At 71.5% G+C, this 15,156-nt stretch carries 12 protein-coding genes; 10 read left to right on the forward strand and 2 right to left on the reverse strand.

Annotated features, from left to right (window positions below):
* Window positions 1-8: 8 nt before the first annotated feature.
* The 3 genes from murD to murG are packed head-to-tail and all read left to right on the forward strand — an operon-like array spanning window position 9 to window position 3,746.
* Complete coding sequence (gene murD / locus C5708_RS13190; RefSeq protein WP_242921800.1) at window positions 9-1,424, forward strand: UDP-N-acetylmuramoyl-L-alanine--D-glutamate ligase; 1,416 nt, start codon at window positions 9-11, stop codon at window positions 1,422-1,424.
* Window positions 1,421-2,602 (forward strand): putative peptidoglycan glycosyltransferase FtsW, encoded by a 1,182-nt coding sequence (locus tag C5708_RS13195; RefSeq protein ID WP_242921802.1) that lies wholly within the window; start codon window positions 1,421-1,423, stop codon window positions 2,600-2,602. The genes murD and C5708_RS13195 overlap by 4 nt, the downstream gene beginning before the upstream one ends.
* A 49-nt stretch (window positions 2,603-2,651) precedes the next feature.
* The gene (murG, locus tag C5708_RS13200) at window positions 2,652-3,746 is read left to right on the forward strand and encodes an undecaprenyldiphospho-muramoylpentapeptide beta-N-acetylglucosaminyltransferase (RefSeq protein ID WP_242921804.1); all 1,095 of its coding nucleotides are present in this window, start codon (window positions 2,652-2,654) and stop codon (window positions 3,744-3,746) included.
* 15 nt (window positions 3,747-3,761) lie between these two features.
* Here the strand turns inward: murG and C5708_RS13205 are convergent, their stop codons facing one another.
* A complete protein-coding gene (locus C5708_RS13205; RefSeq protein WP_242921806.1) occupies window positions 3,762-6,557 on the reverse strand; it encodes a transcriptional regulator in 2,796 nt (931 codons plus the stop codon).
* A 116-nt stretch (window positions 6,558-6,673) separates the two neighbouring features.
* Between C5708_RS13205 and murC the strand changes: the two genes are divergently transcribed.
* Entirely contained in the window at window positions 6,674-8,086 is a 1,413-nt protein-coding gene (gene murC, locus C5708_RS13210) for a UDP-N-acetylmuramate--L-alanine ligase (protein WP_242921808.1), read from the forward strand.
* Complete coding sequence (gene murB, locus C5708_RS13215) at window positions 8,083-8,997, forward strand: UDP-N-acetylmuramate dehydrogenase (protein ID WP_242921810.1); 915 nt, start codon at window positions 8,083-8,085, stop codon at window positions 8,995-8,997. The genes murC and murB overlap by 4 nt, the downstream gene beginning before the upstream one ends.
* 54 nt (window positions 8,998-9,051) lie before the next feature.
* Here murB and C5708_RS13220 read toward each other — a convergent pair whose 3' ends face one another.
* The gene (locus C5708_RS13220; protein WP_242921812.1) at window positions 9,052-9,378 is read right to left on the reverse strand and encodes a hypothetical protein; all 327 of its coding nucleotides are present in this window, start codon (window positions 9,376-9,378) and stop codon (window positions 9,052-9,054) included.
* Window positions 9,379-9,632: 254 nt separating this feature from the next.
* Here C5708_RS13220 and C5708_RS13225 point away from each other — a divergent pair, with 254 nt between their 5' ends.
* From C5708_RS13225 to C5708_RS13245, 5 genes are all read left to right on the forward strand, one after another.
* The gene (locus C5708_RS13225) at window positions 9,633-11,030 is read left to right on the forward strand and encodes a M20/M25/M40 family metallo-hydrolase (protein WP_242921813.1); all 1,398 of its coding nucleotides are present in this window, start codon (window positions 9,633-9,635) and stop codon (window positions 11,028-11,030) included.
* Window positions 11,031-11,094: 64 nt separating this feature from the next.
* Complete coding sequence (locus C5708_RS13230) at window positions 11,095-12,039, forward strand: D-alanine--D-alanine ligase (protein ID WP_242921815.1); 945 nt, start codon at window positions 11,095-11,097, stop codon at window positions 12,037-12,039.
* Window positions 12,008-12,916, forward strand: coding sequence for a cell division protein FtsQ/DivIB (locus C5708_RS13235; protein ID WP_242921817.1), 909 nt, complete (start codon window positions 12,008-12,010; stop codon window positions 12,914-12,916). The genes C5708_RS13230 and C5708_RS13235 overlap by 32 nt, the downstream gene beginning before the upstream one ends.
* 24 nt (window positions 12,917-12,940) lie before the next feature.
* On the forward strand, window positions 12,941-14,257 hold the full coding sequence (gene ftsA / locus C5708_RS13240; protein ID WP_242921819.1) for a cell division protein FtsA: 1,317 nt from the start codon (window positions 12,941-12,943) through the stop codon (window positions 14,255-14,257).
* A 14-nt stretch (window positions 14,258-14,271) separates the two neighbouring features.
* Complete coding sequence (locus C5708_RS13245; RefSeq protein WP_242921821.1) at window positions 14,272-14,883, forward strand: YdeI/OmpD-associated family protein; 612 nt, start codon at window positions 14,272-14,274, stop codon at window positions 14,881-14,883.
* Window positions 14,884-15,156: the final 273 nt, after the last annotated feature.

Genomic DNA, 15,156 nt, shown 5'->3' on the forward strand with positions numbered 1-15,156 from the left:
GCGCGACCGTGATCCCCGTTCGTGGCTTCGAGGGCGAGCGAGTGGCCGTGTTCGGCTTGGGCCGGACCGGGCTGACCGCCGCGCGCGCGCTCCAGGCCGGCGGGGCCGAGGTCGCTCTGTGGGACGAGAAGCCGGCGTCGCGGGAGGCGGCCGAGGCCGAGGGCCTGCCGCTGGTCGACCTGAGCACGGCCGACTGGTCGCAGTTCGCCGCCCTGATGCTGTCGCCGGGCGTGCCGCTGACCCATCCCACGCCGCACTGGACCGTCGAGAAAGCCAAGGCCGCCGGGGTCGAGATCGTCGGCGACATCGAGCTTTTCGCCCGTACCGTCAACGCCGCGCCGGCGCACAAGAAGCCCAAGGTCGTGGCCATCACCGGCACCAACGGCAAGTCGACCACCACCGCCCTGATCGGGCACCTGCTGACCGCCGCCGGGCGCGACGCGCGGGTGGGCGGCAACATCGGCTATGGCGTGCTCGGCCTCGACGACATGCACGGGGGCGCGGTCTATGTGCTGGAGGTCTCGTCCTATCAGCTCGACCTGACCTCCAGCCTGAAGCCGGACGTGGCGATCCTGCTCAACATCACGCCCGACCATCTGGACCGCCACGGCGGCATGGAGGGCTATGTCGCGGCCAAGCGCCGCGTGCTGCTGAACCAGGGCAAGGGCGACACCGCCGTCATCGGCGTCGACGACGCTTGGTGCCAGCGCATCTGCACCGAGATCACCGCCGCCAACCGCCGCACCATCTGGCCGATCAGCGCCGGGCGCGCCATGGGCCGGGGCGTGTACGCCTTGCAGGGCGTGCTGTACGACGCCACCGGCGAGCGGGTGATCGAGGTCGCCGACCTGCTCAACGCCCGTTCGCTGCCCGGCCGGCATAACTGGCAGAACGCCGCCGCCGCCTACGCCGCCGCCCGCGCCCTGGGCGTGTCGGTCGAGGACGCCGCCGCCGGCCTGATGAGCTTCCCCGGCCTCGCCCACCGCATGGAGACGGTCGGCCAGATCGGCCGCGTCCGCTTCATCAACGACAGCAAGGCCACCAACGCCGACGCCGCGCGCCAGGCGATGTCGAGCTACCCCAAGTTCTACTGGATCGCCGGCGGCGTGCCCAAGGCGGGCGGCATCGACGGCCTGGTCGACCTGTTTCCCCGGATCGAGAAGGCCTATCTGATCGGCGAGGCGGCCGAGGCCTTCGCCGAGACGCTGGAGGGCAAGGCCGCCTATGAGCGGTCGGGCGACATCGCCGCCGCCGCCGCCGCCGCCTACGCCGACGCGGCGCTTTCCGGCGAGGACGCCATCGTCCTGCTGTCGCCAGCCTGCGCCTCGTTCGACCAGTTCCCCGATTTCGAGGTTCGCGGCGACGCCTTCCGCGCGGCGGTGCAGGGCCTCGGCGGGGCGCCGGCCAAGGAGGCGCGGGCGTGACCGCCGCCAATCCCTCCCAACACCACGCCTTCGCCCGCACCGACAGGTCGGCCCTGGGCCTTTGGTGGTGGACCACCGACCGCTGGCTCTTGGGCGCCACGGTGCTGCTGATCCTGATCGGCGTGCTGCTGTCCTTCGGCAACAGCCCGGCGGCGGCGGCGCGCATGCACGTGGGCGACCCCTTCCATTTCGCCACCCGCCAGACCCTGTTCGGCGTCGCGTCCCTGGCCATCGTGCTGTCGGTGTCGCTGCTGACGCCGCGCGGGGCGCGGCGGGCGTCGGTGATGATCTATCTGCTGGCGATCCTGGTGATGGCGGCGCTGCCGTTCCTGGGACACCACGCCAAGGGGGCCACCCGCTGGCTGGAGCTCGGCGGCTTCACCCTGCAGCCGTCCGAGTTCATGAAGCCGGCGCTGATCATCCTGGTGTCGTGGATGTTCGCCGAAGGGCAGAAGGGGCAGGGCGTTCCCGGCGTGTCGATCGCCTTCTGCCTCTACGGACTGGCGGTGGTCCTGCTGCTGCTGCAGCCCGACGTCGGCCAGACCATCCTGATCACCATCGCCTTCGGGGCGGCCTTCTTCATGGCCGGCGTGCCCTGGGCCTGGATCATCGGCCTGGCGACGGTGGCCATGGGCGGGGCGCTGTCGCTCTATTTCGTGTTCGACCACGTGGCCAGCCGCGTGAACCGCTTCCTCGACCCCGACAAGACCGACACCCACCAGATCGACCGCGCCCAGGAGGCCATCGCCGCCGGCGGCCTGTTCGGGCGCGGCCCGGGCGAGGGCGTGCTCAAGCGGCAGGTGCCCGACGTTCACACCGACTTCGCCTATTCCGGCGCGGCCGAAGAGTTCGGCCTGGTCTTCTCGCTGTGCCTGATCACCCTGTTCGCCTTCATCGTCATCCGCGGCCTCTACAAGTCGATGAAACTGTCCGACCCGTTCGAGCAGGTGGCGGCCGGCGCCCTGTTCGTGCTGGTCGGCCAGCAGGCCTTCATCAATGTCGCGGTGAACCTGAACATGATCCCCACCAAGGGGATGACGCTGCCCTTCATCAGCTATGGCGGCTCGTCGATGCTGGCCATGGGCCTGACCATGGGCCTGGCCCTGGCCCTGACACGCCGCCGCCCCGGCGCCTACGCCCAGGGAGACGGGTTGGCTCGCGCGGGCGACTTCGCCTAAACAGGCGGCTTTCCCCAAAAGCGGCGCATTTGAAAGCCAAAGGCGGGTCATGAGTAGAAAGATCGCGGTCGTCGCCGCCGGGGGCACCGGCGGCCACCTGTTTCCCGCCCAGGCCCTGGCTGAAGTCCTCAAGGCCCGCGGCTGGCGCATCGTCCTGGCCACCGACGAGCGGGGCGCGCTCTACGCCGACAAGTTCCCGGCCGAGCATCGGCTGGCCCTGTCGGCGGCCACGGCGGCCAAGGGCGACGTGCTGGGCCTGGCCAAGGCGGGGATCGAGATCTTCCAGGGCGTGATGCAGGCCCGCGCCGCCTTCCGCGACATGGACCCGGCCGTGGTGGTCGGCTTCGGCGGCTATCCGTCGCTGCCGGCCCTGCTGGCGGCGATCAGCCAGAAGCGCCCGACGGTCATCCACGAGCAGAACGCGGTGCTCGGCCGGGTGAACCGCTTCCTGGCCCCCTATGTCGGCAACCTCGCCTGCGCCTTCCCGACGCTGGAAATGGCCAAGCCCAAGGTCAAGGCCCGCGCGGTGGTGGTGGGCAACCCGGTCCGCCCCGAGGTCCGGGCCCTGGCCGAGGTGCCGTACATCCCGCCGGAAGTGCAGCTTCGCCTGCTGGTCACCGGTGGCAGCCAGGGCGCGCGCCTGCTGTCCGAACTGGTGCCCGAGGCGGTGGCCAAGCTGCCGGAGGACATCCGCCTGCGGCTCAAGGTCCAGCAGCAGAGCCGGCCGGAATCGATGGAGCAGGCCCGCAAGGTCTATCGCGACGCCCTGGTCGACTGCGAGGTCGCCCCCTTCTTCCGCGACATGGCCGGGCGGCTGCGCATGGCGCATCTGGTGGTCGGCCGGGCCGGCGCCTCGACGGTGTGCGAGCTGGCCGTGGCCGGGCGGCCCTCGATCCTGGTGCCGCTCAAGATCGCCATGGACGACCACCAGCGGCTCAACGCCCGCTTGCTGGCCGACGCCGGCGGCGCGGCGGTGGCGCTGGAGGACGAACTGACGGTCGATTCCATGGCCGGGGCGCTCAACGCCCTGCTGAAGGACCCCGCGCGGCTGGCGCGCATGGCGGCGGGCGCCCGTTCGGCGGCGATGCCGGACGCCGCCGAGCGGCTGGCCGATGTGGTGGAGAAGACCGCCGCCAGCGTCTGAGCCGGCGCGGGGGCTTCAGGAGCCGCCGGTCAGCCGGTCGAGCGCGGCCTGATAGTTGGCGATCTGGTTGGTCAGGTAGGCGGGCACGTCGCCGCCACTGGCCGCGCCGGCGCCTGGAAGGGGCGGCGCGGTGGTCATGTCGCGATAGATGTTCTGCACCTCGGAGATGGCGTAGGCCAGCGCCGCCTGGGCCGCCTTGGCGTCGGCCGGCGTTTTGAGGTCCAGCGCCGAAGACAGGTTGAGGGCGTAGGCCTGCTTCAGCGAGGCGGTCGGCCGTCCGCCGCCCTGGGGCGTATCGCCCGGGATCAGCGACGACGCCTGGTCGGCGGTCGTGCTGATCGCCCCCTCGCGCAGGCCGAGCAACTGCAGGGTCTGGCCGCCTGGGCCGGCGAACAGCTGCACCGGCGTTCCGCCGGCGGCCTTGATCTGGATCTGCTGGCGGCCGGCGACGGTGACCACCGAGGCCGAGGCGTTGAAGCCCGACGCCTGCATGATCTTGCGCGCCAGGGTCTGGTAGGTGTCGTTGGCGGCGATGGTCACCGGCTGGGTCAGGCCGCTGGAGCCGCTCTGCACGAAGAACTGGTCGCCGGGGCGGATCGACGTGGCCGCCGTCACCAGCGGCGAGGCCGAATAGTCGATGGTTCCCGACGGCAGGCCCAGCCGGTCGAGGACCGAGGCGCCGCCCTGGGCCACGGCGATCGAGGTCGGGGCCGCCTGCCGGTCCGGGCCGCCGTAGCGCTGGGTCCAGCCGACCTGTCCGGTCAGGGGATCGACGGCGGCCACATAGGCGTCGAAGGCGGTGGTCTGGCCGTCGCCGGGCAAGGGCGCGACGGCGATCTGGCCGGCGACGTAGACCTGTCCGCCCGACACCGTCACCGCCGACGCCGTCTGGTCGGCGCCGCCGCCGAGATAGGTCAGCCGGTCCGAGCCGGCGGGCTGCAGGCTGGAGGCGATGTCGGCGACGAAGGCCGCCTTGCCGCCGGCGTAGGCCTGGGTCGTGGTCCCGGCGGCCAGCGCGCCGTTGTGGGTCGAGCCGGCCACCACCAGCGAGCCGTCGGCGGCGACGGCGATCCCGGCGACCGAGCCGCCTTGCAGGTCGCCCAGGTCGCGCGTCGTCCCGGCCGACAAGGCCCCGCCGGTTCCCGCGGCGAAGGCCCGCACCACCGCGTGGCCGTTCTCGACTCCGGCGACATAGACCTGCCCGCCGGAGACGGCGATCCCCGTCGCCTTGTCCTGGCCGCTGGTGCCGTACTGGCTGACATAGGCGGGCGTCGCCACCCAGGCCTGACCGCCGGAGCCGTCGTACAACGGCACGGCCTTGGCGTGGAACGACTGGACGAAGGCGTCCGTGCCGCCCTGGGAGCCGCCGGCCCCGGGCAGGGCCGCGTCGGTCTGGCCTGCGACATAGACCGTGCCGTCGGGGCCGAACGCGACCGCGTTCACCTGGTCGTTCGCCCCGGTCGCGCCGGTCCGCTGGCTCCACAGCGACTGGCCCTCCGAATCGTAGACGCTGACGAAGCTGTCGGAGGCGGTCGCGGCGGCCTGGCCGTCCTTGGCGTCCAGCGCGCCGGTCACCGAGCCGGCGATGGCCACCTGCTTGCCGTCGGACGAGACGGCGAGCGCCAGGCCCGAGGCGCTGCTCGCCGCGCCCAGGGTCCGCGAATAGGTCAGATGGCCGGCGGAATCGTATTTGAACAGGGCGACGTCCTGCGCCCCCTTGATCGCCTTGCCGTCGTCGGTGGCCCCGACCACGTCGGCCAGGACATAGACCGAGCCGTCCGGCGCCGTGGCCGTGGCGTGGACCGCGCCGGCCTTGGCCCCCAGAGACTGGGCGAACACCTGGCCGTTGGCGGTCGCCGTCGCGGTCGGCGCGGAGGACGCGTCGAACTTGGCCAGTTGCTGCTGCTGCGAGGCGCCGGCGGCGCCCATCGACTGGGCCACATAGACCGCCGGGTCGGCGGCGGGCGCCGAGAACGACAGGGTCTCGACCGACGAGCCGACGATCTTCAGCGCGTACTGGTCGCCGAGCGCGGGCAGGGTGACGCTCTGTCCGCCGATCTGCACGGTGCGGGGGGCGGCCGGGGTCATCTGGTCGGCGAAGCGGGTGCTGACGCCGGCCGCCTGCAGCTTGCCGTTCAGGTAGCTGACCACGTTGGGCATCGAGCGCGGCGTCGACCCCATCTCGGACAGGTCGAAGGCGACCTGCGTCTGGGCGCCGGAATACTTGGTCACGGTCAGGTTGAACTGCAGCGGTCCCTGGAACGCCGGAACCTCGTCGGTGGCCGCGCCGGTGTGCAGCACGCCGGTGGCGTAGGTGTTGGTCTGGGTCGGCGCGCCGACGGTGCTCTGGTCGCTGCTCATCAGCGCGCCCTGGACCACCTTGAAACCGTTGAACGGGCTGGTTCCCAGATAGGTTTGGACCTGGGCGAGGCCGGCCTGGAACGCCTGCTGGATCTGGGCCTTCTCGGCCGAGCCGACATTGGTCGCGGTCATCCGCGCGGCCAGGGCCTGCAGGGCCGACAAGCCCTGATAGAGCGCGAAGGTGTTGCGGTAGTTGGCGTTGGCCGTCGCCCCGCCGGCGGCGACGTCGAGCTTGGCGGCGTCGGTGTCGATGAACTTGCCGCCGGCCAGCACCGACTGCATCAGGGCGCTGGGCTGGGCCGCGGTCGAGCGGTTGGACCAGGGCGGCGTCGGATTGGTCGGGGCCGCGCCGGCGGGACTGGCCCCGGCGGCGCCCGAGCCGTCGGCCGACAGGCCTTCCTTCGCGTTGAAGTAGGCCGTCAGGATCGAGGTGTCGATCGACATGACCATGGGTTGCGAAGGTCTCGCGCGTATCGCCTGTGCGCGATGATGGGCCGATAATGCTGACCGGGGATTAACGGCCGGCGGCGGTTTTCGCGGCCGGACAAATCGTCTAATCAGCCGTGATGAACCGTCGCCCCGTACCCTTCGACCTCGGCCCCGTGCACTTCATCGGCATCGGCGGCATCGGCATGAGCGGCATCGCCGAGATCATGCTGCGCATCGGCTACACCGTCCAAGGCTCCGACGCCAAGGCCAGCGCCAACACCGAGCGGCTGGAGAAGCTGGGCGCGAGGATCTTCATCGGCCACGACGCCGCCCACGTCGACGGGGCCTCGGCCATCGTCTATTCGACCGCGGTCAAGGCCGACAATCCCGAGATGGTCGCCGGCCGCGACAAGCGCCTGCCCTTGGTGCGGCGCGCCGAAATGCTGGCCGAGCTGATGCGGCTGCAGTTCTCGATCGGGGTCGCAGGGACCCACGGCAAGACCACCACCACCTCGATGGTCGCCAGCCTGCTCGACGCCGGCGGGCTCGATCCGACCGTGGTCAACGGCGGCATCATCAACGCCTACGGCACCAACGCCAAGGTCGGCGAGGGCGACTGGATCGTGGTCGAGGCCGACGAGAGCGACGGCACCTTCCTGCGCCTGAAGTCGACGGTGGCCATCGTCACCAACATCGACGCCGAGCACCTCGACCACTGGGGCGACTTCGACGCGGTGAAGAAGGGCTTCCAGGACTTCGTCGAGAACATTCCCTTCTACGGCTTCGCCGCCGTCTGCACCGACCACCCGGAAGTCCTGGCCATGGCCGCGCGGGTCGAGAACCGCCGCCTGATCGCCTACGGGACCAACCCGCAGGCCGAGGTCCGCGTCCAGAACGTCGCCATGGGCCCGGAAGGGGCGCAGTTCGACGTGACCATTTCGCCCCTGGAAGGCGAGCAGGTGGCGCTCGAGGGCCTCAAGCTGCCGATGGCGGGCATGCACAACGTGCTCAACGCCGCCGGCGCCATCGCCGTGGCCCGCGAGCTGGGCGTCTCGGGCGAGGCCATCCGCGAGGGCCTGGCCAAGTTCGGCGGGGTCAAGCGCCGCTTCACCACCACCGGCGTGGCGGGCGGGGTTCGCGTCATCGACGACTACGGCCACCACCCGGTCGAGATCGCCTATGTGCTCAAGGCTGCCCGCGCCGTGTCGGAAGGCAAGGTGATCGCCGTGGTGCAGCCGCACCGCTACACCCGCCTGCGCGACCTGTTCGACGAGTTCTGCGCCTGCTTCAACGACGCCGATGCGGTGATCGTCGCCGACGTCTACACCGCCGGCGAGCAGCCGATCGAGGGCGTCAGCCGCGACGCCCTGGTCGAAGGCCTGCGCCGCTGGGGCCATCGCCGCGTCATCGCCCTCGACGGTCCGGCCGAACTGGCGGGCGTCGTCGCCGAGGAAGCCAAGGCCGGCGACCTTGTCGTCTGTCTGGGCGCCGGCGACATCACCGCCTGGGCCTACGCCTTGCCGGGCCAGCTGGAAGCCCTGGCCCGATGAGCTGGAAGGACCGGCTGCCGCAGGTTCGCGGCCGGCTGTTGCGCGACGAGCCGCTGGCGCCGTTCACCTGGTTCCGCGTCGGCGGACCGGCCGAGGTGGTGTTCATGCCGGCCGACGAGGCCGACCTGGCCGATTTCCTCGGGACGCTCGACGCCGGCGTGCCCGTCACGCCGATCGGCGTCGGCTCCAATCTCCTGGTCCGCGACGGCGGGGTCGAGGGGGTGGTGGTCCGCCTCGGGCGGGGCTTCAGCGAGATCGAGCCGCTGGAGGCCTCCGGCCTGCGCGCCGGCGCGGCCGTGCCCGACGCGGTGCTGGCCCGCAAGGCGGCCGAGGCCGGGGTCGCGGGGCTGGAGTTCTACGCCGGCATCCCCGGCACGGTCGGCGGCGCGGTGGTGATGAACGCCGGCTGCTACGGTTCGGAAACTACCGAGGTGCTGGCCTCGGCCCGGGTCATGGATCGCGCCGGCGCCGTGCGCGAGATGGGCCATGCCGATCTGGGCTACACCTACCGCCACAGCGTGCTGCACGAGGCCGACCTGATCGTGCTGGGCGCGACGTTCCGGGGCGTCCCGGGCGATCCGGTCGCCATCAAGGCGCGCATGGCCGAGATCACCGCCCGCCGCGAGACCACCCAGCCCATCCGCGAGAAGACCGGCGGCTCGACCTTCAAGAACCCGCCGGGACATTCGTCCTGGAAGCTGGTCGACGAGGCCGGCTGGCGCGGCAGGCCGTTCAGCCTGAGCGGCGGGCAGGGGGCGATGTTCTCGCCGCTGCACGCCAACTTCCTGATCAACACCGGCGACGCCACCGCCGCCGACCTGGAAGGGCTGGGCGAGGCGGTCCGGGCCGATGTTCGGGCCAAGCTCGGCGTTCAGCTCGACTGGGAGATCAAGCGGATCGGCCGGCCCTAGGGGGCGGATTTCATCACCCCCATCCCCGATTGCGCAGGGATGGGGGCGGAAACCTTAAGCGCATCGGGCGAGCAGGGCCTTGGACGCGGGACCGCCCGCCGCCGCCCGTTCGGCGCTGGCCTGCAGCGTCATGTGGCGGCCGATCACGCTGCCCGGATCGATGACGGCGTTGAACACCACCATGGCCGGATCGCTGTGGAAGCGTTCGGCCGCCTGCCGCGCCGCGTCCATGGTCTCCCATTCCAGATAGTCGACCCACTGGCCGTAAGCGTCCTTGGCCAGCCGGCGGCGGATGAAGCCGGGGCAGGCCTGCAGGAAGGCGGTGGTCCCCTCCGCGGCCCACAGGAAGGCCGGCTCGGACACGCCGGTACGCAGTTTCATAAGCACCATTTCGACGACCATGACCTGCGTCTCCGTTCCGGTTGTGTTCTTGACCGTCTATTTGCGCCGGGCCTCCTGACAACGTCTTGTCAGGAGTGTGTCATAGGCGGTCGAAATAACGCCGCTCGGGCGCGCGGGGCCTTGAGCGCGCGCCTGTCGCGTGCTTCGACAAGGGCGGCCAATGGGGGCGGCCTTCGACTCGCCCCTGTGTTCATTCGGCCCTTCCGGGAAGGGAAGGGGTTGGGGAGTCCTCGATGCGTCGTTTCCTTCTGCTCGCCGCCGCCGGCGCGGCCCTGTCCTTCGCCGCCGCCGCCCACGCCGATCCCGTCCGCGCGACCGCCGAAGGCCTGCGCGACAAGGCGCTGGCCGGATCGGGCGCCTGGGAGATCGTCGAGTCCCTGACCACCGAGATCGGCGGCCGCCCGACCGGCTCCCCGGCCATGGAGCGGGCCAAGGACTGGGGCGTGGCCAAGCTCAAGGCGCTGGGCTTCGAGAACGTCCATGTCGAGCCGTTCGTGAAGCAGAACGCCTGGCTGCGCGGTCCTGAATCGGCGTCGGTGACGCTGCCCTATCCGCACAAGCTGTCCATCCTGGGCCTGGGCAACTCGGTCGCCACCCCGGCGGCGGGGATCGAGGCCGAGATCGTCGTGTTCGACAGCCTGAACGACATGCTGGCCGCGCCGGCCGGCTCGCTCTCCGGCAAGATCGCCGTGGTCAACCAGCCGATGGTCCGCACCCAGACGGGCGAGGGCTACGGCGCGGCGGTGCGCGCCCGCAGCGGCGCGTCCGAGGCGGCCAGGCGCGGCGCGGTCGCCTATCTGACCCGCTCGATCTCGACCGGGGATTCCAACCAGCCCCACACCGGCGCCATGCAATACGCCGACGGCGTCGCCAAGATCCCGACCGCCGCCCTGGGCGTGCCCGACGCCGACCTGCTGGCCCGCCTCTACAAGCGCGGCAAGCCGGTGAAGGTGAAGCTGAACCTGGCCTCGACCGTCATCGCCCAGGCCCCGGCCTGGAACATCGTCGGCGAGATCAAGGGCCGGGAGAAGCCGGACGAGGTCATCGTCATCGGCGGCCACCTCGACAGCTGGGACCCGGCCGAGGGCGCCATCGACGACGGCGCGGGCGTGGCCATCACCACCGCCGCCGCCAAGCTGATCGGCGATCTGCCGCAACGGCCCAGGCGCACCATCCGCGTGGTGATGTGGGGTTCGGAGGAGACCGGCGGCGCCGGCGAGGCCTACGCCGAGGCGCACAAGAACGAGGTCGCCAAGATGGTCCTGGCCGGCGAGAGCGATCTCGGCGGCGGGCGGCTGTTCAAGGTCGACCTGCCCAAGGGCGCGGCGGCCGACCCGGCCATGGCGGCGCTGCCGTCGATCCTCGCGCCGCTGAAGATCGTCGTCACCCGCGAGGCGGCGCGCTTCGCCGGCTCCGACGTCGAGGGCCTGGAGGCGCTGGGCGTGCCGGTGGCGTCTCTCTACAACGACGCCAGCCACTATTTCGACCTGCACCACTCGGCCGACGACACCCTGGACAAGGTCGACCGCGGGGACCTCGACCAGAACGTCGCCGCCTGGGCGGCCTTGCTCTATCTGGCGGCCGAGAGCGACGTCGACTTCCGCAACCCGAGGGCCGCCGCCAAGAAATAGGGCTCGAGCTTAACAGGCGGCTCCGTTTCGGCCAAAAGCAGCCGGTCGTTTCTCGGAGTCGCCCATGTCCGCCCCTCTCGCCGGAAAACATGTCGCCGTCCTGGTGGGCGGCCTTTCGCCGGAGCGCGAGGTCAGCCTGGTGTCGGGCGCGGCCTGCGTCGAGGCTCTGCGCCGGCTGGGGGCCAAGGTCACCGAGGTCGACGCCGGCCGCGACGTCGCCCAGGTGCTGACCGCCCTCGGGCCGGACTTGGTCTACAACTCGCTGCACGGCGTCTGGGGCGAGGACGGCTGCGTCCAGGGCGTGCTGGAGACCCTGGGCCTGCCCTATACGCACAGCGGCGTGCTGGCCTCGGCCCTGGCCATGGACAAGGCCAAGGCCAAGGCGGTGCTGGCGGCGGCCGGCGTGGTGGTCCCCGGCGGCGGCCTCTACAACCGCTTCGAGGCGGCCCGCGACCACGTGATGAAGCCGCCCTATGTGGTCAAGCCGAACGCCGAGGGCTCGTCGGTCGGCGTGTTCCTGGTGTTCGAGGGCGCCAACGGCCCGCCGCAGGAGCTGGCCTCGCCGTCCTGGACCTACGGCGAAGAGGTGATGATCGAGCCCTATATCGCCGGCAAGGAGCTGGCGGTGGCGGTGATGAACGGCAAGGCGTTAACCGTCACCGACATCGTGCCGCGCACGGGATTCTACGACTACGACGCCAAATACGGCGACGGCGGGTCGCAACATGTTGTTCCGGCTCAGATTCCCGCCGCCGCATTCGAGCGGGCCCTGCGCATGGCCGAGGCCGCCCACGCCGCGCTTGGTTGCCGAGGCCTTACGCGAAGCGACTTTCGTTATGACGACATTAACGACCTTCTGGTCCTTTTAGAGGTCAACACCCAACCCGGCTTCACGCCGACCTCGCTCGCTCCAGAGCAGGCCGCCCATGTCGGAATCGGGTTCGACGAATTGGTTTTGTGGATTGTGGAGGACGCTTATGGGCGCGGCGGTGCGGGGGGGAACGCGTAGTTCGGCCAAGCCCCAAGCCAAGAGCCCTGCCTCCAAGGCCGCCCGTGGCGGCCGTCCCGTGGCCGCCGCCTATGCGCCGGCCAAGCTCCGCGCCGGCGCCGGCGCGGGCCTCGATCCCAAGCTGACCCTGATCGTCGCCGGCGGCGTGCTGGTCATCGGCGCGGCCGTGGCGCTGTTCTCGGGCGACCGGCCGCAGACCCTGGTCCACGGCGCCGAGAGCGGGCTGGCCGGGCGGTTCGCCGGCCTCGGCTTTCGCGTCGGCGCCCTGCACGTCCAGGGGGCGTCGGCCATGGCCCAGCCGGACATCGTCCGCGCTTCGGGAATCTACAAGGACCAGCCCATCCTGGGCGTCGACCTGACCGAACTGCGCCAGCGCATCCTGGCCGTCGGCTGGGTCAAGGAGGCGAGGGTGGTGCGGCTGCTGCCGGACACCATCGTCATCGCCGTCACCGAGCGGCCGACGCTGGCGGTGTGGCAGCACCAGGGCGCGACCCATGTGGTCGACGCCGAGGGCAAGGTGATCCCCGAGGCCGATCCCGGCCGCTTCCCGGACCTGCCGATGGTGGTCGGGGACGGGGCCGCCGAGAACGCCGCCGCCATCCTGCCCCTGGTGCGGGCGCGGCCGCGCCTGATGGAGCGGCTGGAGGCGCTGGTGCGGGTCGACGACCGGCGGTGGGACCTGCGGATGAAGGACGGGGGGCTGATCCAGCTGCCGGCCGTGGGCGAGGATTCGGCGCTGATCCAGCTGGACCAGCTGGATCAGCGTTCGCGGCTGCTGGAGCTGGGTTTCGCGCGGATCGACCTGCGCGATCCGGAAGCGGTGGCCGTGAGGCCGAGGGACAACACGCCGGCGGCGACGGTCGTCGGCGGGGCTTAAGGACGAGGCGGGGCGGCGAAGAACATGTCGCGACTGGAAGATCGACGCGAGGCCCGGGACGGCCTCAAGGCGGCGCTGCACCGACAACCGGTGGTGGCGACCGTCGACCTGGGCGCGGCCAAGGTGACCTGCTTCGTCATGAAGCCGGGCGGCGTCAATCGCAGCGAGCGCACCCTGCAGACGGCCGGCGTCGGCTATGTCCAGTCGCACGGGGTGCGCGGCGGCGCGATCGTCAACATGGACGAGGCCACCCAGGCCATCGCCCAGGCGGTGGAGCGGGCCGAGACCGTGGCCGGCGTCAGCGTCTCCGGCGTGACCGTCACCACCTCCGGCGGCCAGCTGGCCAGCAACCGCGTCACCGCCCAGGTCTCGCTGGGCGCCCGTCCCATCGCCGACACCGACCTGATGCGGGCCATCTCCGCCGCCCTGGCCCAGGTGCGCCTGCCGGGCCGGCGCGCCGTGCACCTGCTGCCGATCGCCTGGTCGGTGGACGGCCAGAAGGGCGTGCGCGACCCGCGCGCCATGTTCGGCCGCGTCCTCGGCCTGGAGCTGCTGGTGGTCTCGATCAGCGAGAGCGTGTTCCAGACCATCGGCCATTGCGTCGAGCGCGCCCACCTGTCGTTCGAGGGCGTGGTCGCCGCGCCGTTCGCCTCGGCCCTGGCCGCGCTCGAGGACGACGAGATGGACCTCGGCTGCATCTGCATCGACATGGGCGGCGGCTCGACCTCGACCGCGGTGTTCTCCAACGGCAGCCTCGTCCACGTCGACAGCCTGACGGTGGGCGGCGGCCACGTCACCGCCGATATCGCGCGCGGGCTCTCGACCTCGCTGGCCGGGGCCGAGCGGATCAAGACCCTGCACGGCTCGGCCATCGCCTCGGCTAACGAGGACCGCGAGATGATCGAGGCCCCGCCGCGCGGCGACGATCCGGGCGCGGGCCCGGTGGTCGCGCCGCGCTCGCTGCTCAAGGGCATCATCGCCCCGCGGGTCGAAGAGACCCTGGAACTGCTCCGTGAACGGTTGAAGGCCTCGGGCGCGCCGGTCGAGCCGGGCGCCGGCATCGTCCTGACCGGCGGCGCCAGCCAGCTGGCCGGCGTGCGCGAGGTGGCTGTGCGGGTGTTCGACCGGCCGGTGCGCCTGGGCCGGCCGCGCCGGGTGCCGCATCTGGCCGACGCCGCCTCGGGCCCGGCCTTCTGCGCCGCCGCCGGCGTGTTGCAGCGGGCCGCCTTCGGCCCGCGCGAGGTGCGTCCGCTGACCGCCGCCCGCGCGCGGCCGCAGACCCTGGACCCTCGCGCCAATCCGCTGGCCAAGGCCGCCGCCTGGCTGCGCGAGAACCTCTAGTCCCGCGGGCCCCGATGGGCGACCGCGTCTCCATGAAGGACGGCCAGCCGATCCTGGCCTTCGCCGATCTGGCCGCATGGCTGGATTGGCTCGCGGCCGCGCCGCGCGACGCCGGCGGCGTCTGGCTGAAGTTCGCCAAGAAGGGCGCGCCGATGGTCACGCTCTCCAAGCCGGAGGCCGTCGAGGGGGCGCTGCGCCACGGCTGGATCGACGGCCGGCTCGAAAAGTTCGACGAGCATTGCTGGCTGGTCCGCTTCACGCCGCGCGCCGCGCGCAGCAAATGGTCGCGGATCAACCGCGAGGCGGCCGAGGCGCTGATCGCCGCCGGCCTGATGGCGCCGGCCGGACTGGCCGAGGCGGCGGCGGCCCAGGCCGACGGCCGCTGGGAGGCGGCCTACCAGTCGCAGGCGACGGCGGTCGCGCCGGCGGACCTGCAGGCCGCGCTCGACGCCTCGCCCCGGGCGCAGGCGATGTTCGACCGCCTGAGCCGGGCCAACCGCTACGCCATCCTTCACCGGGTCCACGACGCCAAGAAGCCGCAGACCCGCGCCGCCCGCATCGCCAAGTTCGTGGACATGCTGGAGCGCGGCGAGACGATCCATCCCCAGAAGGGCGGCGCAGCCTAGCCGGCGCTCCCGGCGACAGGCTCCGTACACGGACATCCACAGCATTCGTTCCGCGCCGAACGGCGGCCGTTCACCATTCCGATCCCCGCCGGCATGGGCGGCGGCGGCGTCCGTCCCCCGCCCAGGTTAACCACGGCGGGGAAAGTGTCTGTGGAATAACGGATTTTTCTTCGATACCGGAGTCGACGGGCTCCCGACTCATATTATGCAAGTTAACTCACGATTAAGGATGGTGGGGGCTTAGTTAACACCATCCGTCACGGAGCTTGGCGG

The organism is Caulobacter sp. CCUG 60055 (genome assembly GCF_022750545.1).
GTDB lineage: Bacteria > Pseudomonadota > Alphaproteobacteria > Caulobacterales > Caulobacteraceae > PUIC01.